Raw genomic sequence first — 13738 nt, 5'->3', positions numbered from 1 at the left:
CTGCTAAAAATGAAAAGCTTCTGAATCCAGTCATATATACCGGGTTCACAGCACACCGGGCCTACTTCTGGCAGAAGCTCCTCATTGGTTTATTGTTGAATCGGTACAAAACCTATCCCATACAACAGTTCAAAATAAAGTTCCTGATATTTTGCAAATTGGTCCCGGCGGATACGGATTGCTTCTTCTTAATAAGCTCTAGCAAACACAACCGTATGTTTGGCCGGTTGTCCGCAAACGAGGCAAGTATGCTTTTCCTCGGCAGGGTTGAACGGAATGTTGCGGCTTGTTGCGCCGGTCTCTTCCTTGACCTTGCTTTCGCAGGCTTCCGACCCGCACCAGCCGGCCAGCGTAAACCCGCGTTTTTCCTCCATGCTCGCCTTCATTTCTTCCAGCGTATCCACGGAGTAGAAATGGTCGTTCATGAACTGCTTCGCACGGTCGAACATTTCCCGCTGCACCTGGTCCAGCATCGCTTGAACCTCTTCCACGAGGTTGGCCTGCTGAACGACCTTTTTCTCGCCGCTAATCCGCGATACCAGCACGCAAACGCCGTTTTCCATATCGCGCGGACCGATTTCGAGACGTACAGGCACCCCGCGCATCTCGTATTCGTTGAACTTCCAGCCAGGACGCAGGTCGTTCCGGTCATCGACGCGAACGCGGATGCCCTCCTTTTTCAGTTCGGCGAACAGCTCGTCCGTGCGTCCCACGACCGCGTCCCACGTTTTCGGCGGACCGATCGGAATCATGATGACTTGGGTCGGCGCCACTTTCGGCGGCAGCGCAAGCCCGCGGTCATCCCCGTGCACCATGATCATCGAACCGATCAGACGCGTGCTTGTCCCCCAAGAAGTGGTATGCACGTATTCCTGCTTGTTTTCGCGGCTCAAATATTGAATGTCAAACGCAACCGCGAAATTCGTTCCGAGGTAATGCGACGTTCCCGCCTGCACGGCACGTCCGTCCTTCATCATCGCTTCGATGGAGAACGTGTCGACCGCACCCGCAAATTTCTCGGACGGCGTTTTTTGGCCGGTAATGACCGGGATCGCCAAATATTCTTCCACGAAGCTGCGGTAAACTTCAAGCATTTTCATCGTTTCTTCGCGCGCTTCCTCTTCCGTCTCGTGGGCGGTATGGCCTTCCTGCCACAAAAACTCGCTCGTGCGCAGGAATGGCAGCGTCCGTTTTTCCCATCTCACGACGTTGGCCCACTGGTTGATCAGGACGGGCAGGTCGCGATAGGATTGAATCCATTTCGAATACATGTGGCCAAACATCGTTTCGGAGGTCGGACGGATCGCCAGACGCTCCTCGAGCTTGTCGCCGCCCGCCTCGGTTACCCAAGGCAGCTCCGGATTAAATCCTTCGACATGCTCTTTTTCCTTTTGGAAAAAGCTCTCCGGAATGAAAAGCGGGAAGTAGGCGTTGCGGTGGCCCGTTTCTTTGAAACGGCGGTCCATCTCTTGTTGGATATGCTCCCAAATTTCATAGCCGTCCGGGCGGAAAACGATGCATCCGCGCACAGGCGAATAATCCATAAGATCCGCTTTTTTAATCACGTCGATGTACCAGCGCGAGAAGTCTTCCCCCTGCGGCGTTATCTCGGTCACAAATTGTTTATCGTTTGACATAAAAATGGACTTCCTCCCAATGTATCGTCAATTATCCGTTGATTAAACGCAATATGTCGTTATAAGTTACTACAATCATTAACAGGAACAGCATCGCAAACCCGACGAAATGCACCATACCTTCCCGGCTCGGATCGATCGGCTTCCCGCGGACGGCTTCAACGCCAAGAAACACGAGCCGGCTTCCGTCCATGGCCGGAATCGGCAGCAGGTTGAAAATGCCCAGATACAAACTCAATATCGCAGCCCATTGCGTGAGCTGGGCAATTCCTTGCTTGGCAATCTGGCCCGTAATCTCAAAGGTCCCTACCGGTCCGCTGATATCGTTCATATTGAACTGCTTGATCAACTTGCCGAAACCCTGGAAAATGATTTTGGTCCAATCAACCATGGCGGTACCTGCCCCGGTAAAGGTCTCACCAATGCCGGCCTTGCGCGTAGGGAATGCGGGTGAGATGCCGATTTTCCCTCCCTCTTGCCCTTCCATCGACCGAGGGGTCAGCGTCACGTTGAACACCTCGTCGCCGCGGCGGATTGTCCACTTCATCGGCTTGCCTTCGGACTTGGCCGTCATATCGATCATCTTCTCATAATCCGTGCCGATGCTGACGCCGTCGATCGTTTCGACGATGTCGCCTTTTTTCAAATGGGCTTCATCCGCCGGCATTCCTTTCGAAACGTCCCCGATCACGATGTACGTCGGATTTTCGACCGGAATGCCGGCCATTTGAAGATGGATTCCGAACAAGATAAAAGCCAGGATAAAGTTCATCAGCGGGCCGGCAAAAATCGACATCGCCCGCTGCCCGACCGTCTTGCTGGCGAACTGCCGGTCCCTCGGCGCGATTTGCGTCTCCTGGGACTTGGCGACCAGCATCGCCTGCGGATGGATCGGGAACTGCTGAACTTCGCCGTCCACATCCAGACGGATTTTCAGGCTGTCGGTCAAATCGATGAATTCGACCTCGCCGCGGATGACGTTTTTACGGTTGTCCAACTGATCCAAATAAATCTTTTTTACTTCGCCGTCTTTGACCCGGACGGCCACCGTTTGCCCGGGATGGATTTCCACCAGCTCCGGATCTTCACCCGCCATGCGGGCATAACCGCCAAACGGCAGCAAACGAAGCGTAAATTGGGTTTCCCCCCGTTTATAAGAAAACAGTTTCGGACCGAAACCGATCGCAAACTCCCGAACCAGTATGCCTGCGCGTTTGGCGAAATAATAATGTCCCCATTCATGCACGGTTACGATGACGAAAAACATGAGCACCGTCAAAAAAACTACCTGCACCATTTCCAATTCGACGCATCCCCCTTTATTGTCTGAGGCCGAAGCTTCATAATCCACGATCGGCGGCGGCCGCCGATCCCATAGAATGAATTATTCTCCGTTATGGGCTGTTTCAGCCTTGCCGTGCGGGCTGGCGCCCGTATAAGGCTCGTCTCTCGATTCAGTCTATATAGATTATCATTATTCTCCGGACCCGCACAAGAGAATCACTTTTGAGTCATTTTTTAGATAAGGGAGAAGAGTGGATGTTTGCGGTGTTTTGCGCCGTTCGAAAGGTCAAAGCTTGGCTGCGGCCTCCCGGGTGCGCTTGTCGCAATCTTCAATTTCCGCAAGTTCCGGTTCTGGAATGTTGTGATGCCGTTCGAGCACTCTTTCGATGATATCCTCAATTTGCAAAAATGAAATCTCTTTGCGCAGAAACCGCGCAACCGCCACCTCGTTGGCGGCATTAAATGCGGTCGTGGCTGTACCACCCATTTTACCACATTCATAGGCCAGTCTTAAACAAGGGAAGCGTTCGAAATCCATTTCGCGGAATTGAAGCTTGCCTGCCTCGGCCAGCGAAAGCCTCTGCGCCGGCGAATCCCATCGTTCCGGATACGTCAGGGCGTATTGGATCGGAACCCGCATGTCCGGATTGCCCAGCTGGGCGATGATGCTCGTATCCCGGAACTCCACGAAAGAATGGATGATGCTTTCGGGATGCAGCAGCACGTTGATTTGCTCATAGGGCAGGTCGAACAGCCAGTGCGCTTCGATCACTTCCAGCCCTTTGTTCACCATCGTCGCCGAATCGATCGTAATTTTCGCCCCCATGGACCAATTCGGATGCTTGAGCGCATCCTCCACCGTCACGCGCTTCAATTCCTCACGCGTCCGGTCGCGGAAGGAGCCGCCGGATGCCGTCAACGTAATGGAGGCCAAGTCCTTGCGACTTTCTCCGTTCAGGCATTGAAAAATCGCCGAATGCTCGCTGTCGATCGGGAGCAGCTTGACGCCTTTTTCCCGCGCGAGCGCCGTCACGATATGGCCGGCCGTCACAAGCGTTTCCTTATTGGCCAGGCCGATGGTTTTTCCGGCTTCGATCGCGGCCAGCGTCGAAGGGAGCCCGAGGCTCCCCATGACGGCCGTGACGACCATGTCGGCGTCCGTTCCGGCCGCGATTTCGATTAAGCCTTGATCCCCGTAGAACACTTCCGTGCCTGCCGGGACCTCGGATTGGATCCGTTCAGCCAGCTCGCGCGTGGCCACCGAGACTTTGCGCGGTTTGAACCGCCTTACCTGTTCAAGCAGCAAGTCCGTGTTGCCGCCCGCAGCAAGTCCTTCGATTTGAAAATGTTCAGAATGCTTCGCCGCCACATCCAGTGTCTGCGTTCCAATCGAGCCCGTGGAGCCGAGCACGCTAATTTTCTTCATATCGAAACCTTCTCTCGTTTTAATAAGGCATCAGCATCACGATATGTACGAACGGAAAGACGATGATCCAGCTGTCGCAGCGGTCCAAAATGCCTCCGTGCCCCGGCAGCAGCGTGCCGGAATCCTTGATGCCGTATACGCGCTTATAGGCGGATTGGATCAAATCCCCGAGCTGTCCCGCCACGGCGCAGGCCAATCCGATCGCAAGGGCCCGTCCGAACGACAGGATCCCTCCGGACAGGAGGGAAAACACGACGGCGGCCACCATTGCAATAACGACGCCTCCCAGGGCGCCTTCGATGGTTTTGTTCGGGCTGATGGCGGGCCACAACTTGTTTTGGCCGATCCATTTTCCTACAAAATAAGCTCCCGCATCGCTGGACCAAATCGACACGAGCAAAAGGAACGTCCAGAACAGCCCGTGCCCGTCCGGCGCATTCCGGGTACCGGCGATATAGGCAAAGCCGACCCCGATGTAAACCGCGCCCAAAAACAGCATGGCCGCCTGCTGTATTCCGATTTTATTTTTCGTCACAACCGTTACCAGCATGAACAGGAACATCAGCAGCCAGATGGCATGATCCCATGTCAGCGGAAAAGCGATGTCCAGCAGCTTCCATGGAAACACGAACGTAAGCACGCCCAAATATCCCAGCCATGCCGTACCGCTAAAAGGAGAAACCTTCGTCATGCGCACGAATTCGAAATAGCCGATCAGCGCCATCGCCAGCACGATCAGATGGTACGGCAGCCTTCCAAGCAGGCATAATCCCAAAAAAACAACTCCAGCAATGATACCGGTAATCAGTCGTTGTTTCAACGATAATCCATCCTCCATATGGCTTAAGTCAAGCCGCCGTATCTCCGCGTTCTGCGCGAATATTCGGCAACCGCTTCGTATAAATAATGTTCATTGAAATCAGGCCAATAGATATCGGTGAACCACATTTCGCTATATGCCATTTGCCAGAGCATAAAGTTGCTGACCCGCATCTCTCCGCTGGTACGTATGATTAAATCCGGATCGGGGAGACCGCCGGAAAGCATATGGCGATCCAGCATTTCAGGCGTAATGTCTTCCGGGTTCAGCGCGCCCGCTTCAATTTTCCGCCCCAATTCGCGCATGCAGTCGGTAATTTCCTTCCTGCTGCCGTAGTTGAGGGCAAAATTCAGCACCAATCCATCATTGGTTTCGGTACGGCGGACGGCTTCTTCCATGGCTTTGACCGTATGGGAAGGCAGCCCTTCCCGATCGCCCATCATCCGAACCTGTACGTTTTTCTCTACCAGCTCATCCAATTCGATGGCGAGAAATTCCTGCGGCAGACGCATCAAAAAATCGACCTCGTCCTTCGGACGTTTCCAATTTTCCGTCGAAAAGGCATACAGCGTCAAATATTTGATTCCCAGCTTATCCGCTGCAATCGTCGTCCGCTTGACGGCTTTCATTCCGTTCTGATGCCCGATGATGCGCGGAAGCCCTTGGCGTTTCGCCCAGCGTCCGTTACCGTCCATAATGATGGCGACATGCTCAGGAACATTGTCTATTGATCGCTCCGGCGGCTCTATTTTCTCTTCCCGTTTCCACCACGATCGAACTCGTTTGATCATTCTAGTTCCTCCATGCGGGTTTCTGCAAAAAAGACATAAACCCCACCATAAAAGGAGGGGCCGCAAGTCTCTTATACTTCCATGATCTCTTTTTCTTTGGCTGCGAGCACTTTGTCGACTTCCGCGATGAATTTATCCGTCGTTTTCTGAATGTCGTCCTGATGGCGACGGGATTCATCTTCAGATATATCGGTTTTTTCCATTTTTTTAATGTCGTCATTCGCATCGCGGCGGATGTTGCGGATGGCCACCTTGGCTTCCTCGCCGAATTTCTTGGTCATTTTCACCAGTTCCATGCGGCGTTCTTCGGTCAGCGGCGGAATGACAAGGCGGATGGTGTTTCCGTCATTCGCAGGCGTCAATCCGAGATCGGATTTCAGAATGGCTTTTTCAATGTCCGACAACGAGGATTTATCCCAAGGCTGGATCATCAGCGTCCGGGAATCCGGCGTGTTGATGTTGGCCAACTGGTTCAGCGGTGTCATCGCACCGTAATATTCGACCTGTACCCGATCCAAAAGGGCTGGGGTAGCGCGGCCCGCGCGCAAAGTCGCCAAATCTCTTTTCAAAGCGGAGATCGCCTTTTCCATGCGCTCTTCCGCGTTCTTTTTCACTGTTTGAGGCATTAATCTACACTCCCTTTAACGATCGTTCCGATTTTTTCGCCTTGAACGACCCGTTTAATGTTTCCTTGCTCGGTAATCGCAAATACGATAAGCGGAATGTTGTTATCCATGCAGAGGGAAGATGCCGTGGAATCCATCACGCCCAGGTTTTTGTTCAGTACGTCCAGATACGTCAGCTGCTCATACTTTTCTGCCGTGCTGTCTTTGAAAGGATCGGCGGAATATACGCCGTCCACTTTGTTTTTGGCCATCAGGATGACTTCGGCTTCAATTTCGGCTGCGCGCAGCGCGGCCGTCGTATCCGTCGAGAAGAACGGGTTGCCTGTTCCTGCGGCAAAAATGACGACGCGCCCTTTTTCCAGGTGGCGGATCGCTCTGCGACGGATGTAGGGCTCGGCGATTTGCTGCATCGCAATCGAGGTTTGCACACGCGTCGGTACGTCGATCTGCTCCAATGCGTCCTGCAGCGCCAGCGAGTTCATCACCGTGGCCAGCATGCCCATATAGTCCGCCGTCGCGCGGTCGATGCCGCTGGAGCTTCCGGCGATTCCGCGCCAGATGTTCCCGCCGCCGCAAACGATCGCGACTTGAACGCCCAGCTCCACAACTTCCTTCACTTGTTCAGCGATGGATGCGATCGTCGCCGCATCGATGCCGTATCCGTTTTGGCCCGCGAGGGATTCCCCGCTGACTTTCAAGACAACTCGTTTAAAAATTGGCTCTTTCAAAATGTTTACCCTCCACTTTAAGACAGCACCTGTCTGGTGCCCGTTTAGAAAACGTCTTTGCTTCCCGCTCCGCGGGGCGGAGCTACCAGAACTGATGTCATGCTCATACTCAAAAGAAAAACTTCCGATGCCGGCTGTAGCGGCCTTGCAGCGGATGTTTTTCTTACGAGATCAGGCGGCATTCCACGCAAAGCTGTTATTTTACTGATCTCTGAAAAAAGAGGGAACACTGGCGTGTTCCGCTCTTCATCATTCCATATTCATCCGAGGGCGCATAAAACGCGCATGCTTCCCGCTTAGTTTTTAACCTGCGCCATAACTTCTTCAACGAAGTTATCCACTTTTTTCTCCATGCCTTCGCCCAGTTCGTAACGAACGAAGCGGCGGATCGAGATGTTTTCGCCGATCGTGCTGATTTTTTCTTTCAGCAACGTAGCGACGGTTTTGTCCGGATCTTTAATGAACGGCTGCTCCAGCAAGCAGAACTCTTCGAAGTATTTGCCGATGCGGCCTTCAACCATTTTTTCAACGATTTTTTCAGGCTTGCCTTCGTTCAAAGCTTGAGCCTTCAAAATTTCTTTTTCTTTTTCGATTTCTTCCGCAGGCACCTCTTCACGCGCTACGTAGCGAGGGCTGGAAGCGGCGATGTGCATTGCGATGTCGCGAGCAAACTCTTTGAATTGATCCGTTTTGCCCACGAAGTCGGTTTCGCAGTTGATTTCGACGAGGACGCCGATGCGGCCGCCGCCGTGGATGTAAGATTCGACAACACCTTCGGTCGCTACGCGTCCGGCTTTGTTTGCTGCCGCTGCCAGACCTTTTTCGCGAAGAAGTTCGACCGCTTTTGTGATGTCACCGTTTGCTTCTTCCAGCGCTTTTTTGCAATCCAGCATACCTGCGCCTGTTTTTTCACGAAGCTCTTTTACCGCACTAGCACTTACTGCCATAGGATTTTCCCTCCAAAAGTTAATTCATTGATTTTTGGCGATATAAGGAGAGTATTCTCCGAAGCCTTCTCCCTTATATCTTAAAAAAAGGGCAGTGAGAGGTTATGCACCTACCAACCACCCTTTTCATTTAATTCATGTCTATAGCTTGCCTGCTGATCTTAGGCAGTGGTTTCTTCGCCTTGATGAGCTTCCACCACAGCGTCGGCCATTTTGCCGGTCAACAGTTTAACGGCACGAATCGCGTCGTCGTTACCAGGGATAACGTAGTCGATTTCGTCCGGATCGCAGTTCGTGTCGACGATGCCCACGATTGGGATACCCAATTTGCGAGCTTCGGCAACCGCAATGCGCTCTTTGCGAGGATCGATGATGAACAGGGCGCTAGGAAGACCCTTCATGTTTTTGATCCCGCCCAGGAATTTTTCAAGACGTTCTTTCTCTTTGCGGAGAATGATGACTTCTTTTTTAGGCAGAACGGCGAATGTGCCGTCTTCTTCCCACTTCTCGAGTTCTTTCAAACGGTTGATACGTTTTTGGATCGTTTCGAAGTTTGTCAAAGTTCCGCCGAGCCAGCGTTGGTTGATGTAGTACATGCCGCAACGTTCAGCTTCTTCTTTCACGGAGTCTTGAGCTTGTTTTTTTGTGCCGACGAACAGAATTGTTCCGTTCTCTTCAGCTACGCTCTTAACGAAGTTAAAAGCTTCTTCGACCTTTTTCACTGTTTTTTGCAGGTCGATAATGTAAATACCGTTTCTTTCGGTGAAGATATATTTATCCATTTTCGGGTTCCAACGACGAGTTTGGTGACCGAAGTGAACGCCAGCTTCAAGAAGCTGTTTCATGGAAATAACTGCCATCTTCACACACCTCCTAAATTTGGTTTTTTTGTGTCCTCCGCTGTTTTCATTTCCCGTCAAGACTTTCCATCAGGAAAGCACCCTTTACGAAATCCGACAGCGTGTGTTTTAACACCGTCAATTAATATACCATAAGTGAATGCCCGATGCAACGCCTATTCACGGGATTTTCGCCGCCGCCCGGAACGCCTTCCAAAACGACCATTTTCGCAAGTCGCAAACCCGGGCGGCCGCTATAATCCCGACGGGTTATCCATCCCCTTCAACGCCTGCCGGGACGCACCAAAAAACCGCAACGGCTGCGTTCGCGTCAGCGCGGCGGTTTTGTCGTGATTTTGGCAATGATGCTGGTGAAATCTTCGCCTGGAGCAAATTCGTAAGTTCCGGAGCGGATTTTCGTGCTCATTTTTTGCCCTCTCCCTTTTTCCACGAAAGCGGCTGCGTCGGAGATGACCCCGGATTTTTTCAGCTTGTCGGCGACATCCGTCAGGTTGCTGCCGCTTGCGATCTTAACCGTGATCGGCGGAGCCTCCGGCGCTTTCGGCTTGTTAACGCCTGAACCGGTTTCTTTCCCCGCGCTCGCGGTTTGGCCGGCGGCCTTGGAATCCGGGACAGCGGGTTTTTCGGGCGTTTTCGGCGCTTCGGCCTTTTGCCCCGCTGCCGGTGCCTTGACGCCGCTTCCTTGCGGTTTCGCGCTTTTGTCGATCATCCGCTGCTTCCATTCCTCTTCGGTCATCCGATCGTCATCGGCGTCGATGATTTGCAGGCCCAAGGCTTCGGCCTGTTCCTGCAGCTGGTCTTTCGTCAGCTTCACGGCCTCCGGGGGCCGGGACGAAACCTGCTGCTCCGCTCCCGCGTTCATCAGCTGCAAAAGGAGCGCTCCGGCGAGCAGCCCGCTGCCGAGGCCGATCATAAAGGAACGATTTTTGATCACAGCGATCCCTCCCGTTTCGCCAGCTGCAGGATCAGCTGCACTTCTCCCTTTTGCAGCCCCGTGAATTTTGCGATGGCTTCCATCGATTTCCCTTGGGCGTGAAGCTCGAACAGCTCCGGATACCGGTCCCGGATGGATGGCTGTTTCGCCTCCTCTTGATCCGTTTCGGTATCGTTAGCCGCCGATTGGCCGGATTCCTGAGCCGCTGCGGCCGTTTCCTGCTGCGTACCAAGGGCGGAAGCGGAAGCCGCAAGCCGGTTTCCTTGTTCTACCTCGGAAAGGCGAGTTTCAGCCTGCGTATGCTGCTGCTCAAGCTGAACCAGCCGCTGCCTCATCTCGGCAAGCTGCTCCTGCTGGGCAAGCTGCCTGGAGGTCATGTCCTGCTTCATTTGGCCGATCAGCTCGACCAGCTCTTCGTTTTCTCTTTCGATATCCGCCATGTACTGCTCCAGCGTCGCTTCCACTTCCCGGACCATTTGCTCCTTGTCCGCCGTTTTGTTGACTTGCCGTTTAGGCAGCATGAGGGCGTACACAATGGCGGCGGCGCCTAAAATAACGACAATCATCCACGGTTCCAAAACTTTTGTTCTCCTTTAAATGCGAATAAATACGAATAGATGCGAATTTCTAAACATGCCGACAACATGACGAGACTCAGAGAGACACATCGAGACGGCGTCCTTTATAAGGATGCTCCGCATCCTGATGTTCTCCCGGCTCCTGCTTGGACGGCTGGCGGGAAGAACCCTTCTTCGGCGAAGATTGCTGTTTGCCTTCGTCCCGCACCGCGGCATTGGCCGTTTCGTCGACCCCCGTGCTCCGCTGGCGGAGCTCCCTGCTTTCCTTAAGCTGCTGCCCCGCCAAAAATTGCTGCTCCTGCGAGGTTCGGTGATGAATATCGTTTTGTATTTTGCTTGCTTCCGTTGTACGGGGAATGGCGATTTGCATCTCTACCGGTTTCATACTCACGAACATTCACCTGCCTGCAAAAAAAATGACTTACGACGTCATACACCCCGCGTGTCTGAATTAAATGTAGGGAATCATCGTGATGTCGCCTTCGTGAAAATAAAAGGACACCCTTTCCGCCGGATCCTTGATGAACCTCGTGTACCTGCCGATCACGATTTTGGAGCCGCCATAAATCTTTTTGATGATGTCGACCCGGGCTTTGACGGTTTCCTCCAGCGTTTTTTCGATCTCGAAAATTCGCTCCCTGACCTCGTCCTGCTCGCGCTGCGTGGATTTTTTAGTCGCATTCAGCTTCAGCCGGAGCGCGATTTTGTCCGAGGACAGCTGCCCCGTCGATGCCAGCTGATTTAGCAGGTTCAACGCCTTGTCCGCTTTGTCAAGCGCTTCCATCAACTGTTTCGAGCGCAGGCGAAGTTCCGTTAGTTCGTTTCTGAGCTCGGGCTGGACGCCCACTTCGATGGAGGTCGTCGTTGACATGGTGTTGCCGATCGTACGGGCCGTTACCCTTTCCCCCGCCTGGATGCTGCCTCCGACGATCAAACCTTTCGTTCCGTTGCAGATGATGTTTTTGCCCGCGCGGATATTCGAATGCATGATGCTTTGCGATACGATGACGTCTTCGCCCGCTACGACGTTTCCGTCCTGGATGAACGAGCTTTTGACGTTTTTCCCTGCCCGCACGCTGCCTTTGTTATAGCCGATGATGCCGCTTGTAATTTCGATCGAACCTTCGGCTTCCAGCTCGGCGCCTTCGACGCCGCCCACGACGCGGATATCCCCCGCGGCTTTCACCCGGAAGCCCGTCAACACGTTGCCGCGAATCACGACCGTGCCCACGAAATCGATGTTTCCTACGCTGTAATCCACGTCGCCGTTTACTTCATAAACCGGGAACACGTTGATTTTGCCTTTTTCCGTCGTCGTCACAAGCCCGTCGATGGCCGCGTACATGGCCGTTTGCTCCGGATCGAGAACCACATTTTTTCCTACCTTGAAATAAGCCTCTTTTCCGGGTTTGAACGGGATCGGCTCACCGGTGACCGCGGTGCCGGGTTTGCCGGGTTCGGGCGGGATCCTCTTCGCGATCAGCTGCCCTTTGATGACGTTGTTCAGGCTCAGCAGCTCCTTGAAATTCACTTTGCCGTCTTCGGTCTCCTGGGGGCGGTGATCATGCTCTTCCCGAAGCTTGAATGCATATTCGATGTATCCGTCCTTGCCGCTGACGGGTTGTTCCCCCATGGCCACCGGCGTCCGGCTGAACATGTATTCTTCGGGATGGCTTGCGATCCGGCTGATCACCCCTTTTTCGATCCCGTGCTGAATCTGGTGGCTGCGCAAAAATAGCATCAGCTCGTCTTCGGTGCATTTGAAGCTTTCATCACGTTTCGAGAATTGAATATAAGCGACGCTTTTGTCATCCGAAAACGTGACGTTTAAATAGCTGTCCAACCCTAATTGAGCTGTCAATCCTTTTCCTCCCTTCCATTTCTACAGCGGTCAATCGTTTTGCATTAGCAATTCCCGGTGTTTTTCCAGCGTTCCGCGCAGCCTCAAAATGGCTTTGGAATGCAGTTGAGAAATTCTTGAAGGCGAAAGTGACATCACTTCGGCAATCTCGCTAAGGGATAAATCCTCGTAATATAATAATGATACAACAGTTCGCTCTTTTTCGGTAAGCTTTTCCAACCCTTTCACAAGCGCTTCCTTCAAAAAAAACTCATTAACCTTGTAATCAGGGTTTTTGGCTTTGTCATCGACCATGACGGATAATCGGGTTTCGGATTCTTCCTCCCTGATCGGATCCTCAAGTGAGCAAAGTGACATGACCGCCACTTCCTGAAGCATATGTTGGAATTCCTTTTCCGAAACGTTCAGATATTCGCTCATTTCAGCATCCGTTACCGACCGAAGATGCTTTTGTTCCAGCTGCTGGTAGGCATCTTCGATTTTTTTCGCTTTCTCGCGAACGGAACGCGGCACCCAGTCGCCCTGGCGGAGCGAATCCAGAATGGCCCCCCGCACCCGGAAGGAAGCGTACGTCTCAAACTGAAGACCGCGCTTGTAATCGAACTTGTCCACGGCGTCGATCAGGCCCATCACGCCGTTGCTGGCCAAATCGTCCTTTGAGACGTTTTTTGGAAGTCCGATCGCGAGCCGGCTCGACACGTAGTCCACGATGTGCAGATAGTTTTCGATCAACCTCTTTTTGGCTTCAAGGTTCCCTCTTTCTTTCCACTCTTCCCAAAGTCCGGCATGGTTCAGATGTGAAATTTTTCGCTCGCCCACTACCCTCACCCTCCTTAATTTTCTGTCAGGTGACGAACTGCTTTGGCCAATTCTTCAGGATCCTTCTTCGAGACCAGTTTTGGCGGATTGAGCGGAGTAAAACCAGCACCCTTTTCAAGAGGCAGGTCAGATTTCGGCTTCAACAGCTCATTTAGCTCGTCACTCTCGTCGGGAGTCGTCAAGTCCAAACGGGTACCGGTCTCTTGATCCCCCCGTTTTCCGTCGTGAAGCTCCGCTTCGGCAGGCGGAGTGCTGACGACCGTCCATGCCCACCGGAGCAGAAAAGCAAGCGCAAACCAGATCGCAAACGACACCAGACCGCGGATTACGCTCGTCATGAACAGATTGTTCGTCAAGGAAAACAGCAGGGTCAAAACAAATCCAAAAACGCCGAATACCAGATTAAATCGCAGATTTCCTTTCATGG

Annotated in this window: 15 protein-coding genes; all 15 read right to left on the bottom strand. The window is 52.9% G+C overall.

The features are described from left to right. Positions 1 to 188 precede the first annotated feature (188 nt). The 15 genes from proS to RJP21_RS13205 all read right to left on the bottom strand — a co-directional run bounded on the left by proS (position 189) and on the right by RJP21_RS13205 (position 13736). The gene (gene proS / locus RJP21_RS13275; protein WP_310859679.1) at positions 189 to 1637 is read right to left on the bottom strand and encodes a proline--tRNA ligase; all 1449 of its coding nucleotides are present in this window, start codon (positions 1635 to 1637) and stop codon (positions 189 to 191) included. A 31-nt stretch (positions 1638 to 1668) separates the two neighbouring features. After that, positions 1669 to 2940, bottom strand: coding sequence for an RIP metalloprotease RseP (gene rseP, locus RJP21_RS13270; RefSeq protein WP_310859678.1), 1272 nt, complete (start codon positions 2938 to 2940; stop codon positions 1669 to 1671). A gap of 267 nt (positions 2941 to 3207) precedes the next feature. After that, positions 3208 to 4347: a 1-deoxy-D-xylulose-5-phosphate reductoisomerase gene (locus RJP21_RS13265; protein ID WP_310859677.1), complete on the bottom strand. Its 1140-nt coding sequence runs from the start codon at positions 4345 to 4347 to the stop codon at positions 3208 to 3210. A 19-nt stretch (positions 4348 to 4366) separates the two neighbouring features. Next, positions 4367 to 5167: a phosphatidate cytidylyltransferase gene (locus tag RJP21_RS13260; protein ID WP_310859676.1), complete on the bottom strand. Its 801-nt coding sequence runs from the start codon at positions 5165 to 5167 to the stop codon at positions 4367 to 4369. A 23-nt stretch (positions 5168 to 5190) separates the two neighbouring features. Beyond that, complete coding sequence (locus RJP21_RS13255; protein WP_160037407.1) at positions 5191 to 5958, bottom strand: undecaprenyl pyrophosphate synthase; 768 nt, start codon at positions 5956 to 5958, stop codon at positions 5191 to 5193. Positions 5959 to 6029: 71 nt separating this feature from the next. After that, complete coding sequence (frr, locus tag RJP21_RS13250; RefSeq protein WP_310859675.1) at positions 6030 to 6584, bottom strand: ribosome recycling factor; 555 nt, start codon at positions 6582 to 6584, stop codon at positions 6030 to 6032. Continuing rightward, on the bottom strand, positions 6584 to 7312 hold the full coding sequence (gene pyrH, locus RJP21_RS13245) for a UMP kinase (protein WP_036706960.1): 729 nt from the start codon (positions 7310 to 7312) through the stop codon (positions 6584 to 6586). Before pyrH ends, frr begins: the two co-directional genes overlap by 1 nt. Positions 7313 to 7608: 296 nt before the next feature. After that, positions 7609 to 8259, bottom strand: coding sequence for a translation elongation factor Ts (gene tsf / locus RJP21_RS13240; protein WP_036706956.1), 651 nt, complete (start codon positions 8257 to 8259; stop codon positions 7609 to 7611). A gap of 161 nt (positions 8260 to 8420) precedes the next feature. Next, positions 8421 to 9119: a 30S ribosomal protein S2 gene (rpsB, locus tag RJP21_RS13235; protein WP_310859674.1), complete on the bottom strand. Its 699-nt coding sequence runs from the start codon at positions 9117 to 9119 to the stop codon at positions 8421 to 8423. A 310-nt stretch (positions 9120 to 9429) separates the two neighbouring features. After that, positions 9430 to 10053: a peptidase gene (locus RJP21_RS13230; RefSeq protein WP_310859673.1), complete on the bottom strand. Its 624-nt coding sequence runs from the start codon at positions 10051 to 10053 to the stop codon at positions 9430 to 9432. After that, positions 10050 to 10631, bottom strand: coding sequence for a DUF6115 domain-containing protein (locus RJP21_RS13225; RefSeq protein WP_310859672.1), 582 nt, complete (start codon positions 10629 to 10631; stop codon positions 10050 to 10052). The genes RJP21_RS13230 and RJP21_RS13225 overlap by 4 nt, the downstream gene beginning before the upstream one ends. A 76-nt stretch (positions 10632 to 10707) precedes the next feature. Next, positions 10708 to 11016, bottom strand: a complete 309-nt coding sequence (locus RJP21_RS13220; protein ID WP_236575396.1) for a hypothetical protein — start codon at positions 11014 to 11016, stop codon at positions 10708 to 10710. A gap of 66 nt (positions 11017 to 11082) precedes the next feature. Continuing rightward, positions 11083 to 12492: a flagellar assembly protein A gene (locus tag RJP21_RS13215; protein ID WP_310859671.1), complete on the bottom strand. Its 1410-nt coding sequence runs from the start codon at positions 12490 to 12492 to the stop codon at positions 11083 to 11085. Positions 12493 to 12522: 30 nt separating this feature from the next. Beyond that, the gene (locus tag RJP21_RS13210; RefSeq protein WP_160037401.1) at positions 12523 to 13311 is read right to left on the bottom strand and encodes a FliA/WhiG family RNA polymerase sigma factor; all 789 of its coding nucleotides are present in this window, start codon (positions 13309 to 13311) and stop codon (positions 12523 to 12525) included. A gap of 14 nt (positions 13312 to 13325) precedes the next feature. Beyond that, positions 13326 to 13736 carry a hypothetical protein gene (locus RJP21_RS13205; RefSeq protein WP_310859670.1) on the bottom strand — a complete coding sequence of 137 codons (411 nt, stop codon included), beginning with the start codon at positions 13734 to 13736 and terminating at the stop codon, positions 13326 to 13328. Positions 13737 to 13738: the final 2 nt, after the last annotated feature.

It is taken from the genome of Paenibacillus sp. VCA1 (assembly GCF_031583795.1).
GTDB lineage: Bacteria > Bacillota > Bacilli > Paenibacillales > Paenibacillaceae > Paenibacillus_AQ > Paenibacillus_AQ albilobatus.
This window is presented reverse-complemented; position numbering and strand designations above follow the sequence as displayed.

Excerpts from the sequence above, each read along its gene's own strand:
- frr (WP_310859675.1), bottom strand. The coding sequence starts at position 6,584 with ATGCCTCAAACAGTGAAAAAGAACGCGGAAGAGCGCATGGAAAAGGCG.
- RJP21_RS13255 (WP_160037407.1), bottom strand. The coding sequence starts at position 5,958 with ATGATCAAACGAGTTCGATCGTGGTGGAAACGGGAAGAGAAAATAGAG.
- RJP21_RS13205 (WP_310859670.1), bottom strand. The coding sequence starts at position 13,736 with ATGAAAGGAAATCTGCGATTTAATCTGGTATTCGGCGTTTTTGGATTT.
- proS (WP_310859679.1), bottom strand. The coding sequence starts at position 1,637 with ATGTCAAACGATAAACAATTTGTGACCGAGATAACGCCGCAGGGGGAA.
- RJP21_RS13265 (WP_310859677.1), bottom strand. The coding sequence starts at position 4,347 with ATGAAGAAAATTAGCGTGCTCGGCTCCACGGGCTCGATTGGAACGCAG.
- RJP21_RS13220 (WP_236575396.1), bottom strand. The coding sequence starts at position 11,016 with ATGAAACCGGTAGAGATGCAAATCGCCATTCCCCGTACAACGGAAGCA.
- rpsB (WP_310859674.1), bottom strand. The coding sequence starts at position 9,119 with ATGGCAGTTATTTCCATGAAACAGCTTCTTGAAGCTGGCGTTCACTTC.
- tsf (WP_036706956.1), bottom strand. The coding sequence starts at position 8,259 with ATGGCAGTAAGTGCTAGTGCGGTAAAAGAGCTTCGTGAAAAAACAGGC.